This window comes from Corynebacterium striatum, from assembly GCF_016728105.1.
Lineage (GTDB): Bacteria > Actinomycetota > Actinomycetes > Mycobacteriales > Mycobacteriaceae > Corynebacterium > Corynebacterium striatum.
The window spans coordinates 1,157,961-1,170,899 of the sequence record NZ_CP068158.1; the positions used below are offsets into that span (position 1 = coordinate 1,157,961).

The 12,939-nt window shown below is 55.9% G+C and carries 11 protein-coding genes and 2 pseudogenes; 5 read left to right on the forward strand and 8 right to left on the reverse strand.

All coding sequences use genetic code 11. From position 1 onward, the window contains the following. Positions 1-16 precede the first annotated feature (16 nt). Positions 17-1,210, forward strand: a pseudogene (locus tag I6I72_RS05425) (IS3 family transposase). Between the two features lie 253 nt (positions 1,211-1,463). Then, positions 1,464-2,693 (forward strand): hypothetical protein, encoded by a 1,230-nt coding sequence (locus I6I72_RS05430; RefSeq protein WP_005531803.1) that lies wholly within the window; start codon positions 1,464-1,466, stop codon positions 2,691-2,693. Here I6I72_RS05430 and I6I72_RS05435 read toward each other — a convergent pair. Next, a complete protein-coding gene (locus I6I72_RS05435) occupies positions 2,683-3,864 on the reverse strand; it encodes an HtaA domain-containing protein (protein ID WP_049063270.1) in 1,182 nt (393 codons plus the stop codon). The two genes, I6I72_RS05430 and I6I72_RS05435, sit on opposite strands and share 11 nt — an antisense overlap. Positions 3,865-3,948: 84 nt before the next feature. Next, positions 3,949-4,620, reverse strand: a complete 672-nt coding sequence (locus I6I72_RS05440; RefSeq protein ID WP_201807650.1) for a phosphate signaling complex PhoU family protein — start codon at positions 4,618-4,620, stop codon at positions 3,949-3,951. A 139-nt stretch (positions 4,621-4,759) separates the two neighbouring features. Between I6I72_RS05440 and I6I72_RS05445 the strand changes: the two genes are divergently transcribed. Further along, a complete protein-coding gene (locus I6I72_RS05445) occupies positions 4,760-6,301 on the forward strand; it encodes an IS1634 family transposase (protein WP_201807653.1) in 1,542 nt (513 codons plus the stop codon). A 120-nt stretch (positions 6,302-6,421) separates the two neighbouring features. On the opposite strand, the gene I6I72_RS05450 is transcribed toward I6I72_RS05445, so the two are convergent. The 5 genes from I6I72_RS05450 to I6I72_RS13660 all read right to left on the reverse strand — a co-directional run bounded on the left by I6I72_RS05450 (position 6,422) and on the right by I6I72_RS13660 (position 9,558). Then, positions 6,422-6,727 (reverse strand): IS3 family transposase, encoded by a 306-nt coding sequence (locus tag I6I72_RS05450; RefSeq protein ID WP_114975880.1) that lies wholly within the window; start codon positions 6,725-6,727, stop codon positions 6,422-6,424. After that, complete coding sequence (locus I6I72_RS13820; RefSeq protein WP_265342603.1) at positions 6,724-6,858, reverse strand: hypothetical protein; 135 nt, start codon at positions 6,856-6,858, stop codon at positions 6,724-6,726. The genes I6I72_RS05450 and I6I72_RS13820 overlap by 4 nt, the downstream gene beginning before the upstream one ends. A gap of 208 nt (positions 6,859-7,066) precedes the next feature. Next, positions 7,067-7,834: an ATP-binding protein gene (locus I6I72_RS05455; protein WP_080986236.1), complete on the reverse strand. Its 768-nt coding sequence runs from the start codon at positions 7,832-7,834 to the stop codon at positions 7,067-7,069. Next, positions 7,831-8,769 (reverse strand): Mu transposase domain-containing protein, encoded by a 939-nt coding sequence (locus I6I72_RS13655; protein WP_236592675.1) that lies wholly within the window; start codon positions 8,767-8,769, stop codon positions 7,831-7,833. The genes I6I72_RS05455 and I6I72_RS13655 overlap by 4 nt, the downstream gene beginning before the upstream one ends. Before the next feature lie 168 nt (positions 8,770-8,937). Next, positions 8,938-9,558 carry a hypothetical protein gene (locus tag I6I72_RS13660; RefSeq protein ID WP_236592676.1) on the reverse strand — a complete coding sequence of 207 codons (621 nt, stop codon included), beginning with the start codon at positions 9,556-9,558 and terminating at the stop codon, positions 8,938-8,940. Here I6I72_RS13660 and I6I72_RS05465 point away from each other — a divergent pair. Continuing rightward, the gene (locus I6I72_RS05465; protein WP_407644964.1) at positions 9,503-9,964 is read left to right on the forward strand and encodes an MFS transporter; all 462 of its coding nucleotides are present in this window, start codon (positions 9,503-9,505) and stop codon (positions 9,962-9,964) included. The two genes, I6I72_RS13660 and I6I72_RS05465, sit on opposite strands and share 56 nt — an antisense overlap. A gap of 262 nt (positions 9,965-10,226) precedes the next feature. Here I6I72_RS05465 and I6I72_RS13665 read toward each other — a convergent pair. Continuing rightward, a pseudogene (locus I6I72_RS13665) lies at positions 10,227-11,327 on the reverse strand (IS3 family transposase); the annotation flags it as partial. 201 nt (positions 11,328-11,528) lie between these two features. Here I6I72_RS13665 and I6I72_RS05480 point away from each other — a divergent pair. Further along, the gene (locus tag I6I72_RS05480) at positions 11,529-12,806 is read left to right on the forward strand and encodes a Fic family protein (protein ID WP_034657440.1); all 1,278 of its coding nucleotides are present in this window, start codon (positions 11,529-11,531) and stop codon (positions 12,804-12,806) included. Positions 12,807-12,939: the final 133 nt, after the last annotated feature.

Here is a 12,939-nt window from a genome sequence, read left to right on the forward strand (position 1 = left end):
AAGGTAAACTACCACCATGTCCAGGTACTCCGAACAGTTCAAACGTGATGCTGTGGCCCTCTATGAAAACAATGAGGACCTTTCACTTCACGCGGCTTCAGCAGAGCTCGGTATCAACCGTGCCTCGCTTCATTCTTGGGTCAAGAAGTACGGCACCGGCAAACGTGCCCGCATTAAAGCCGCGCATGATAAAGCCCAAGCGGCGAATGATTCCGAGCGAATCCGCCAGCTCGAAAAAGAAGTCTCGAAGCTGCGCGAAGAACGCGATATCCTGCGCAAGGCCGCGAAATATTTTGCTTAAAGAGACACGCTGGTGATCCGCTTCCAGTTTGTCTATGACCACCGAACCGAGTACTCGGTCAAGCGGATGTGCCACGTGTTAAAGCTCAATCGCTCCTCGTTCTACAAATGGGTCAACACCCGCGAAAAACGCAGGTTAAAGACGTGTTCCGATGCCCTTATTGGTGCGAGAATTACAACCATCTTCGATGATGAGCACGGGCTTTATGGTGCTAAACGCATCGCTGCAAGCCTCAACGACGATACGAGCTTTGGCCCGATAAATCACAAGAAGGTTGCACGCATCATGAAATCCATGGGGCTAAAAGGCTTTACCAAGCGCCGCCGATGCGTCACTACCAGGCGCAAGCCTGGACACCGTGTCATGCCGGACTTAGTAGGCCGCACATTCACAGCCAACGAGCCAAACCGCGTTTATGTCGGCGACATTACCTACCTGCCCTGTAAGGGTGGCAAGAACATGTATTTGGCCACAGTCATTGACACGTATTCACGGAAACTTGCAGGTTATGCGCTCGCAGACCACATGCGCGTCTCACTGGTCGTCGATGCACTAGCCCACGCGCGCGGTGTGCGTAGCAGTCTTGACGGGGCTGTATTCCATTCCGATCACGGCAGTGTGTACACCTCACAAACCTTTAGAAGCTATTGCTCGTCGTTGGGTGTGCGCCAATCCATGGGCGCGGTAGGAACGAGTGCGGATAACGCCCTAGCAGAATCTTTTAACGCCACCTTAAAGCGGGAAGTCTTGCGTGATAGGAAAGTCTTTGACAATCCGATCGCCTGCCGCCAGGAAGTCTTCCGGTGGTGCATGCGCTACAACACACGCAGGCGACACTCGTGGTGCAACCTTCTAGCCCCCGATACCTTCGAAGCACTCACATCAGCTACACTGACCAAAGCAGCATAGCTAACCCCCGACGTGTCCACTTTCCGGGGGTCGGGCCCGATCAAGCCAACACCAGCCCCTACCACACGCTGCTGTCCCACTCCGGTATTTCGCCGCCCCGACGCGGATATAAGCTCCAGGAGCATATACTTTCCGGATTACCCCTGATCAACCCAAACAAATCGACGAATCCGGACACACTTTTTGTCGTTTAACCCCCACTTGACTAAGGTGAACCTAACTATCCTTCCAACTATAGATTGAGAGGTTTGCTTTGAACGCTTCCCTTCGGCGCCGCCTTGTCATTGGCGCCACCGTGCTTGCGCTCTGCGCCCCCGCCTCTGTCACGGTGAATGTGGCGCACGCTCTTCCGACGATCGACGCAGCCGATGCTCCTGGCTGTGCCGGTGAACGGGACACCCGCCACCCGAACATCGGCGTGGAATTGGATGTCACTGGTCCTGATGAAATCGACGTGACCAAGGACATGACCTTCAAGCTCAAGGGCACCGGCATTCATCCGAAGTCCACCCCAGGTGCCTCCAACGGTATGTACGTGGTACTCACACCCACGAGCGTGTGGCGCATTGGGCACTGCAGCACCATGACCGGTGACGGTGATGCGCTCATCGCACGTTGGGTCCCTGCTGGCGAGTTTGAAAAGAATGGCGGCAAACTCGACTTGGATCTGAAGGTGGAAGCGAACTCCCTCCAGCCAGGGCAGACCTATTCCCTCGGGTTCATGGCAGCGCACGGTCTCGCGCTCAGCGAGCGCTACTTCGACCGCGGCATCACCTTTAAGGTTCCCGCGGTTGGGTCGGACAAGGTGGAAACTCCCTTTGGCGTCCGTGGTGAGGTCAACGACAAACGCGACATCACCGTGAAATGGGACTACTCCCAGTCGGTGCCAGGCACCGCGTGGCGTGCCCAGGTTGAATGCGTCGAGCACTGCACCAGCGCAAAGACGCTGCGCACACTGGACAACAATGACCCCAATACCCGCTCTGTCACATTCGAGGACGGTGATGCGGGTGTCTACCAGGCTTCCGTTAACGCGAGCCGTTGGGTGAACGGTAAGTATGTGACGACAGATTTTGGGGTGTCGTCGAGGTTTGTGGTGGGGGACGTCGATAAGCCAATCAGTCAGCGACTCCACGCGACCGGAATTGAGCATGACTACGGCGAGTACGTGGCGCCTGGCACTGAAATCACCCTGAAGTCCCCGATTGAGGGGAAAACGGAGTGGACTGTCGCCGGTGTGAAGAAATACACGGTGGATCCGGCAACGCAGGCGCTGCGCTTCACCATGCCCACCAACCCGGTGCAAGTGGAAGCTGCGGCAGCGAAGGAGGAGCCGGCGCCCGTTGCTCCCGCGGGTTCGGCGCAGCTACCCGCATGGGGTGCTGCGCTGATCGGGATGGCAGCAACCTTGCTGGCAGTAGTTGCCGGCTTGGCTGCCCATTCCCCCGTGCTGAAAGAGCTATTGAAGCGCTTTAACCCTTAAACAGGTAGGCGGCCGCGATCGTGTGGATCGCGGCAATGCCACCGAGAAGCGTCGCGATGACACCGAGCACGATCGCCACGATCGACTCCGGCGCCATCGGCTGCTTCGCAGGGGCAGGCATGTCCACCGGGTCCAGCATCGTACCGTCCGTCAGGGTGATGACGAGCTGACCCGCCGCATTCGTGGTTACGGAGGCGATGCCGCGCCCCTCTTTGCCGTTATTACCGTCCTTACCGTCCGCGCCAGCCTGGCCGTCCTTACCGTCCGTGCCCGGCTTTCCTTCGGCGCCGTCCTTACCGGTGACCTTGCCTAGGTCCTTCGTCGTGCCGTCGGTGAAGGTGAGGATGAGGTGGCCAGCGTCGTTGATCCGCGCGTCCTTGACGCCGTTGGTGGCCCCAGTGTCGGACCCAGTGTCGGAGCCAGTACCGGGCTTATCTTCACCCAGCGTCAGCGTCGCGGTAAACGGCGACGGCTTCTTCTGGTCGTCCCAGCGCGAGCCGGAAGCATAGAACCAGGAGCGGACGGAGTCCGTGATGTTGTTGATCAGCTCGGTCGGCCACGCGTCGTCGTAGGAGATGTCCTCGTCGCGGACGTAGGTCACGCCTTCGTAGTTGGGGGTGGCGGTGATGGTGGCGGTGGTGCCGTCGATAGCAATTTCGGCGCCTTTAAACGTTGCCACGGTGACGCGCTTTGCGTCCTTGTTGTTGGCGGGCTGGTTGGGGTCCGTCGAGCTCACGGTGGCGGTGATGATACCGGAGCCCCCGGTGACCTCCAGTGCGAAGTCTTGGAAGGTGATGGTCTGTGCCCCGTTGATGGTGTAGGTCACGCTGCCCGGCCACTGGACCGAGGCGTCCTTGGTGTCCTTGTTTACCCAGCCGGTGGCTTTGGTGAGTTTGAGGCTTCCGTTGGCTGGCTCGAACTCGTCGGCGGGGACGATGGAGACTCCTTCGCCACTGGCCTTCGCGTCCCAGAGGAGTGCACGCTTGCTCAGTTCCCACTGCAGGGTCTGCTCGGCGGTGGCTGCGAGTGGGGTCGTGCCGGAGGCGACAGTGACAGTGGCCGCATTGTCCACCGCCTGCGCGGGAATGGCGAGTGGTGCGAACGTGAGGCTTGTAGCAACTGCTGCTGCGGGGAGGGCCGTGTGGACCCAGCGACGGGAAGAAATGAACATCAGGAATTATCCTCCTTTAGTTGTAGTAAGTTTGGCTAACCTTAACAGAGAGGGAGGGGTTCCTGGAAGTCAGCTCGTGGTGAGCTATTTGCGCCAGTATTGCTCCAGGTTGCGCAGCCTTTCTTCCATCTCAGACGTGGGTGTTTCATCGCGGCTTTGCGCGTACACCTCGGAGGTGAGGCCGGTGACCAGGTAGACGATGCGCGCGCCGGCGTTCACGCAGTGGTCGGCGTAGCGCTCGTAGAACCGGCCGATGAGGGCGGCGTCCACGGCCGCACGGCTGGAACCTTCCCAGTCTTTGCCGGTCACGGTGGTCAGGAGGTAACGGTGGAGCTCGTCGACATGATCGTCGATTTCGTTCATCTCCAGGGCCAGGTCCGCGTCCGGGCTGATCAACTGGTCGTGGATGAGCTCGCCCATCGTGTCCACCATTTTGGCCAGCTCTCTGACCGTCGATTGCAATTGCTTATCGACGACCTCCTCCGGATACCTCAACCTCGCCGTATTCGCCACGTGCTTGGCCAGCGCCCCCATCCGGCTGAAGTCCTCCACGATGTAGATGGAGGTGAACACTTGGCGCAGCTCGGTGGCCACGGGGTTCTTCCGGGCGAGGAGTTGCATACTGCGGTGTTCGCAGCGCTCACGGATCTCCTTGAGGGAGTCGGCCGCGGTGAGGGCTTCCTCGGCGTCTTCGAGCGAGGCCTCAAAGAGAGCCTTCGTGGCGGACGCCATGATGCCCCGGACTGTGTCACTCATGATCTTCAGGTCACCTGACTTGGCTCATTTTGGTGTGTTGTAGTTCATATTGACGTTTCTGCCTGTGGGGTTGGGTATCAGAGTGCGGGTTTTGTCTGACTAAGCGGGTAGCGGTGGGGGTGCCGGTAGGCTGTTGAATATGTCACCGAGTATCCGCCGGGTCCCGACGGCGTCGGGTGCGACCGCTGTTCAAATCATCTGGCGGTACCGCAACCGCAAACCTGAAATCGAACACGTCGGCTCCGCCCATACCGACCACGATCTCGCAGCGCTGATGGTCAAGGCTCAGCGGCTTGTCGATGGCGAGCAAATTTCACTTGACCTCAAAGTGTTGCCTTCTGCGGTTGCTGTGTCTGGAACAGGCACGGTTGATAATCCCGTCACGGTATCCGGTGAACGCGCAGGTCTTCTCCTGGACGCGATTCGCGGGGCCTTCCAACTCCTTGGCCTGGATACGGCAAGCGGCAAGGACGAGGTGTTTTTCAACCTGGTCCAAGCCCGTATTATCTCGCCGGGTTCCAAGTTTGATTCCATTGAAACTCTGGCAGAAGTCGGCGTGGCCTCGGCTTCATACGCGACTATAAAGCGCTACCTTCCGCGGTATGCCGACAAAGACTTCCGCGACCAGATAACCCACGCCCTAACCACACACGCGGCCATTGGTCCTGGTGTGATGGTTCTCTACGATGTGACAACCTTGTATTTTGAAACTGACGTGCCCGAGGAGCTACGCAAACCCGGTTTTAGTAAAGAACGCCGACTCGAACCCCAGATCACTGTCGGGATGCTCACCGACTCCACCGGCTTGCCCTTGGCGATCGGCGCGTTTGAAGGCAATCGTGCTGAAACGCACACCATGTTGCCAATGATCCTGCGTCTTAAAGACGCCTACCACCTTGACGACATCACGATTGTTGCTGATGCTGGCATGTTTTCAGCCGCCAACAAGACCGCGATTATCGATGCCGGGTTGGACTACATTCTGGGCACGAAAGAACGCGAAATCCCAGAACCAATTAAAGCCTGGCTAGATGCAGCGGAAGGGCGCAGCTACACCGACTACGAAGACGGACACATCTGGACCCACCGTCACCACAGCGACAAACGCCGCACCAGCGGCAAACCGCAGGCAGTGACCTATTACCAGTATTCCTACGATAGGGCTCGGCGCACAAGGCGCGGCATCGGCGAACAACTAGATAAAGCCCAGCGTGCTGTTGACGGAAAGATACCCGTCAAGCGGAATCGATACGTCAACCTCAAGGCCCCGAATAAGCAGGTCAACCACACCCTAGCCAACAAGCACCTAACCCTGGCCGGGATTAAAGGATACGAGACCTCACGCACAGACTTAAAACCCCAGGAAGTCATCGGTGCCTACCGGCGCCTGTTCACGATCGAGAAATCGTTCCGAATGGCGAAATCAGACCTGAAAGCCCGACCGATTTATCACCGTAAAGAAGACTCCATCCACGCACACCTAACCATTGTGATGGCCGCGATGGCCACAGGCCACGTGTTGGAACAAGCCTCGGGCCTGTCGTTGAAGCGATTAGTGCGAACCCTGAAGAAATACCGGACGTTTACCGTCGAAATCGCAGGCCATACCCTCCATGCACAAACCGACCTGCCCGCTGACATCCGCGAACTCACCGAAAAGCTGCCCCAACCGTCTGACTAAATTGAGCCAAGTCAGGTTAGCTGAGGTAGGAACTAAACCTAGGACGCTTCATTGCGGCCTACTAAATCTGGCATGACTCGATGACCAGGCTTGCGCCTGGTAGTGACACATCGACGTTGTTTAGTAAAAGCCTTTTAGCCCCATGGATTTCATGATGCGTGCGACCTTCTTGTGATTGATCGGAGGAAAGTCCTTATCGTCGTTGAGGCTTGCAGCGATGCGTTTAGCACCATAAAGCCCGTGCTCATCATCGAAGATGCTCTTGATTCTTGCACCAATAAGAGCATCCGAACACGTCTTTAACCTGCGTTTTTCGCGGGTTTTGAGCCATTTGTAGAACGAGGAGCGATTGAGCTTTAACACATGGCACATCCGCTTAACCGAGTACTCGGTTCGGTGGTCATAGACAAACTGGAAGCGGATCACCAGCGTGTCTCTTCGGCAAAATATTTCGCGGCCTTGCGCAGGATATCGCGTTCTTCGCGCAGCTTCGAGACTTCTTTCTCGAGCTGGCGGATTCGCTCGGAATCAGTCGTCTCCTTGGCGTTGTCGCGCATGGCCTTCGTGCGGGCACGTTTGCCGGTGCCGTATTGCTGAAGCCAGGAGAAAAGCGAGGAACGATTGACTCCAAGCTCTGCTGAAGCCGCGTGAAGTGAAAGGTGTTTAGAAGACTGAAATGGTAGCGGCGTGGTGAGTATCCGGTAGCACCTGAGTGAGTACCCGGTAGCGCAGGGATCACCCAGGTGCCACGGAGACGTTGGAGGGTTACTCGTTGGCTTCTAAGCGCATATTCGGTCCTTCCAGTGTGATGATCTCAGCACCAACGACAAGCCGGTTGAGAATCGACTCTGCAATGACCGCGTCAGGAATCGACGCATACCAGTCTTTCGGGGTGAACTGGGAGGTCACAATCGTCGAGCCGGTATGTTCGCGCGCGGCGAGGATATTAAATATCTGATGCGCCGTGGCAGCATCAATCGGCGTGGTTAAAAAGTCATCCAGGACAAGTACGTCCACGTTGTGGAGTTGCTCAATGAACTTCAACCGGGTGGGGTCATCGGGCTGTAAGACTGCAAGTTGTGTTGCAAGCATGTCCGTGCGGTAGAAACTCGCGGAGTAATCGTTGCGGCACGCCGCGTTGATTAATGCTTGGGCCAGGTAGGTCTTGCCGACCGAGGATTTGCCCAGGATGACAATGTTTTGTCCCAAATGGCACCATTGACCATGAGCGAGTCGGCTGATTTGCTCCGGGTTGATGTTGCTGGCAGGTGTGCACACCACGTTTTCAAGACAAGCATCAAGGTTTGGCGATCGGGATGCTTTCAAAAGTTTGTTGATGCGTCGTTCACGCCTGGCCGCGACTTCCTTATCTAGTGCGTAGAGCACCTTTTGTGAAAACGTCCACGTGTCGAATGCTGGGTCATTAGCAATGTCGATCACTGTTTTACCGAACGCGGTCATACGCAACGCTGTGAAGTCAGCAAGGACAGATTCATCAAGAAATCGATCCATTGGCGGGGTTGAGTTTGTCATGAGTTTCGGGTTCCTTTCTTCATAAGGTTGTCCATGCTGAACTGGTCTGCGCCGCCAAGTAGTGCCCCAGTGGTATCGCGAGGTTCAATCACAGCCGAATCAGGCAAGATTGGTGTAGTAGTGCGTTGTGCTTGGTCGAACCCGCGGGGTCGGGTGGTGTGCTCTTTGCGTACCGCGGCCATCATGTTTTTCACTGCGGTATAGGACACGGCACGTCGGCTGCCATCATGGGATGTCAGGCGCAGGCAGGCCTCTTCCAAAATGGGTTTGTTGGCGTGTTTCCCCATCGACAACACGTTCCGACACGACTGGTAAGCCTGGGCCGGGATTGCTTTTGCTGCGATGAGCTCTTCGATGACTTTGCGTGTTGCCGGCCCAACTTTGCTGGCTTCGCGGTAGAAGTACTCACTCGTCCACAACCCGCGTGTGGTATCCATGCCTGAGGGAATGTGGTCGCAGTCAGTGACATAGGCCCCGCGTGTATGTGAAACCCGGTGGGTTGCAACGGTTTGACCTGCATCAAAGACTGTCAGTACCTGGCCGGTGATACGCACATCGACGGTGCGCCCAACGAGTTGATGCGGTACCGAGTAGCGCACCGTGGCAACAATGATGTGGAAATCTGGTGCGACTTTCGCGCGTTTCCATTCGGTGTGCTGCCATGGTGTTTGCGGCAGATCGGCAAGAAGATGCTGCTCATAGGTTTCAAACAGGTCCCGGCGGCTTGATTGCTGACTCCGAAACGGCGTGACATCGTTAATTACATCGACAAGGCTGACAATCTTGCCATTGAGCTCGTCAAGATCAACGCACTGGTGACCATCGAGTGCATGGATGATCTTGTGTGTGACGATTTTGACTGCGGCTTCCACATTCGCTTTATCTTTCGGTCGACGCGGGCGGGCAGGAAGAGCTGCAGTGTTGTAGTGCTCCAAGAACTGTTCGTAGGTGTCATTGACCTTCCGGTTTCTATCTGACGTACTGATTGCGTTCGACGCAGTCGACGCGTTATCAGGCACGACGACCTGGCAGACACCACCGAAGTATTCGAATGCACACCGGTGAGCATCAAGCCAGGCCTGTTGGCGTTGGTCAGCACACGCTCAGGCAAACAGCATCCCTGAATATGGAAGAGAGGCGACAAAGATACTGACTTTTGCACCCGGTTTCCCGGTTGGGTCAAACAGTCGCATCTTGGTGCCTGCCCAGTCGACTTGCATGGCGTGTCCTGGTGCGTGTGTGATGCGTGCTGAAAGCCCGGTCGCGTCGACATGTGCTGCGACAAGTTGGCGGAACCTGTCGTAGCTGTAGTGCCGCTGCCCCGGCCCGGCTGGGGTGGTGGTGTAGCGTGCCCATAAGACTTGCAGGGTCTGCTTTGTACGTCCTGTGCGGGCTTTGACGACTTTTTCGAAGTCAATCGGGACGAATTCACCTTGCCCGGTACTTCGTTTGTCAACGAACAACTCGTCTAGCTCGTTGTCTGTCAGCGCTGCGACTTGCTCAACGGTGCTAAACCCACAGGTTCGCAGTGTGTGGTTCGCGCGTGCGATTACACAGTGCGAGCACCCGAGTTGTTGTTCTATTTGGCGATAAGAACGCTGTTTGATCAGCAACGTCATTCTGATTTTTTCATACCGCGCTACAGGAGAATCTGCATTCATTATCGGTTTGATTTCAGCATCTTTTGGATCCGGTGTCATCGTAGGTTCTTTTTTGGCCAGCAAGCTAGCAGAGGTTGTACCACTAGGAAAACTTGGCACTATAGCTTTACTTACCTTCACAATAAGCCTTATTGTGCTTACCACACTACATAGCAATACGGTCGCCACCATCATTGCTTTGTTTATCGCGGGTCTACCCCTAGCGTCTTTTAATACTGCAATTGGGGCTTTTACTGCCGCCATTACCCCTGACTACCGAATGGGCGCAGTAACCACAGCTTCTACCATTCCTGGAATATTTCTCATGCCATTCGGAGCATTTCTCGCTGGCTTTGGATTTGAGCACTGGGGAGCTCCAACAACACTCGGACTCATTTCAACAATCGCGCTCATTGCCACCATGATGACGCTAACCTCAGCGGTTCGCGGAATACCATTGCTATCTCAACTCGACGAAGTTCAATCCTGATAGTTCCACTCTGCACTGTAATGCTCTTAAAATAAGGATTACCCCATAGAACGATTAAGCCAAATAACTTTCGACGACATATACCTCATCTCCCCGTCCAGTTGGAATGATTGAAACACCGTAATGCTCCCAGACCTAATCAAAATTCAGGACTTCCAGAAAGAGAACTCTGGGCGGCTGGTGAGCGACGGTTTCAAGGAGCCCGACCCCGGAAAGTAGACACCGTGGGGTGAACAAAATGTAGGTGTAAGCCTATCAGACCTTAAGCGGCTTGGGACTCGAACTCATCGGGAGTTTTATACCCGCACCAAGTGTGCCGACGGCACGTGTTGTAGCGCACGCACCACCGGAAGACGTCTCGGCGGCAGATCAGTTGATTGGCGAATGTCTTCGCATCTTTGAGGACCTCCCGTATCAGAGCCGCGTTGAACGACTCAGCCAGCGAATTATCCGCGCTGGTTCCCACCGCGCCCATCGACTGGGTAACGCCCAAGCGCTTGCATGTTGCCTGGAACTGCGACGAGGTATACACGCTTCCATGATCCGAGTGGAAAACCGCACCATCAAGACCTCCACGCAGATGGGAAGCGTTTTCGAGGGCTTCTTCTACCAGTTCGCAACGCACGTGATCTGCGATAGCAAAGCCGACAAGTTTGCGGGAAAAACAATCAATCATTGTTGCCAAGTACATGTTCGTTCCGTCTGCGATCGGCAGATACGTAATATCGCCAACAAGCACACGATTTGCAGCGCAGGCTGTGAAGTCACGGTTGACCAAGTCTGCAAACACGCGCCGGCCTTTGTCGCGCACAGTGGTCTAGACCCTGCGCTTCTTTTGAAATCCGAACAGGTTCTGGGCCCGCATCAAACGTGCCACCTTTTTGCGATTGATCCGCTTGGCAGGGGTTGTAGCACCGTCGCGACGTGTGGGGTCGTTGAGTTCGGCGGTGATGCGACGAGCGCCCCACACGCCGTTTTCAGCGTCGAAAATGGTCTGGATCTCCGCGGCCACCACAGCGTCATCTAAAAGGCGCGCACGGCGCCGCGGAGCCGAGTTCTTCCACTTGTAATACGAAGACCGATTTAAGCCCAGGACTGTGCACATCCGCTTGACCGAGTAGTCGGGGATATGGTCACAAGTGAACTGGAAGCGGATCACCAGGTCGTCTCTTTAAGCAAAATACTTCGCGGCCTTGCGCAGAATATCGCACTCTTCACGAAGCTGCTGGCTTTCGCGCTCTCGCCGACGGATTCTTTCCGTATCAGCCAGCTTTTCTGTGGGCGACGCTGCATCATCATCCTCGGCGACGTTGGTGCCGAATTGCTAGTACCAATACCCCAAAATCGAGCGATTGGTTCCGATAATCTTTTCCACTCATCCAGAACCATACGAAGCATAGGACCGTATCAAGCGTCTTTAACAAAGCAGTGACTCACGATAAGAGTTATCTGGCGCATTGCGCTCGCAGTCCACCGGGATAACGGCTATCCCGGTAAACTAGGATATCAATCTACCAAGATAAACCTTATCCCCAATGCCCCAAGCGCATGAGAGGAGTCAACTGTGGCAAAGACAGTCGAATTGGAATGGATCCCCGCTGATGGCAGCGGTCTTTCTCGACGCGCCAAACAGGGAGGTAAGTATCACGCTTTCGTTCCCGATTCCCTTGCAGGCATGTCGTTGAAACTGCCGTCCGAGCTCTCGCGACGTATCGTTCGCATCGAGCGGGAGATTCACAATCTCGGGATGAGAGACAATACCCACTCCCTTGAAGGAGTTGCGCGACTCCTGCTCCGATCTGAGGCCGTCGCCTCCTCCCGGATCGAAGGAATCGCTCCCAACTCCGACAAAGTGGCCATGGCGATCCTCGCGCGTGAATCAGATGCCGAAATTCGGGGATTCAAAGAATCCGCAACAGCTGTCGCCCGCAATGTCGCCATCCTCGACACCATCAATGCAGACTTGGCTTACAAAGACGAGCTGGTCCTGGATGACATTGTTGCAATGCAGACAGCGCTCGTTGCAGAAAAGCCTTTGCAAGGAGTACGTACTACTCAAAACTGGATTGGTGGGTCTGACTATCACCCCATCGATGCGGCTTTTGTCCCCCCGCCTCCTGTACAAGTCCCAGGACTCCTCGACGATCTCATTGAATACTTCAACGGGGCAGACCACGCCGCGCTCGTTCAAGCAGCACTCGTTCATGCACAGTTCGAGACCATCCACCCATTCCCGGATGGGAATGGACGCGTGGGGCGAGCCATGATTCACGCGCTTTTGCAGCGCAGAGGGCTCACCGATGCTGCGGTTCTCCCCGTCAGTATGGTTCTGGCAACGCTCGGTGACCGTTACGTCGACGGACTCACGAAATTCCGCGAGGGTGACGTGCTGGCATGGATCTCTTTCTTCGTCGAGGCTGCACAAGTCGCCACCACCAAAGCAGCTGAACTTGCGGATAGCGTCGCCGCCCTAGAAGCAGAATGGATGGACAAGGTCAATCACCACCGCACTGCGCAAGGAAGCAAGCGCGCATTGAAATCGAATTCGACAGAGTTCCAACTGCTCAAGAAACTACCTGCCATGCCTTTGGTCACGGTGCCCATCGTGAAGTCCGAGCTGGGGATTTCATCGACAAGCACGGCCCGAGATGCTCTCGATTCACTCACCGACGCTGGCATTCTGCGTAAGAAAGTCATCGGTGTGGGCGGGCTTCTCGGTTACTTCGCTGACGATGTTTTCATGTTGGTCGACGATGCTGAACGCCAACTCGCCTCGACGCAGTTTAATACTCGGCTTTCACCTCCGACCGGCCGAGCGGTTCCAGCCCTTCGCGATAAATAAGCAGTAATCATTAGTAGTCACGCGCTTCGTTTCCTTACATAAGGCAAAGCGTCGTGCTGGTGCGACGGTGCAGGAGGGGGCATCGGAAAGCGCAAAAGGGACCGTCACTCAAAGTGACGGTCCCATCATGGCG

Excerpts from the sequence above, each read along its gene's own strand:
- I6I72_RS05445 (WP_201807653.1), top strand. The coding sequence starts at position 4,760 with ATGTCACCGAGTATCCGCCGGGTCCCGACGGCGTCGGGTGCGACCGCT.
- I6I72_RS05440 (WP_201807650.1), bottom strand. The coding sequence starts at position 4,620 with ATGAGTGACACAGTCCGGGGCATCATGGCGTCCGCCACGAAGGCTCTC.
- I6I72_RS13820 (WP_265342603.1), bottom strand. The coding sequence starts at position 6,858 with ATGCGCGACAACGCCAAGGAGACGACTGATTCCGAGCGAATCCGCCAG.
- I6I72_RS05455 (WP_080986236.1), bottom strand. The coding sequence starts at position 7,834 with ATGACAAACTCAACCCCGCCAATGGATCGATTTCTTGATGAATCTGTC.
- I6I72_RS05435 (WP_049063270.1), bottom strand. The coding sequence starts at position 3,864 with ATGTTCATTTCTTCCCGTCGCTGGGTCCACACGGCCCTCCCCGCAGCA.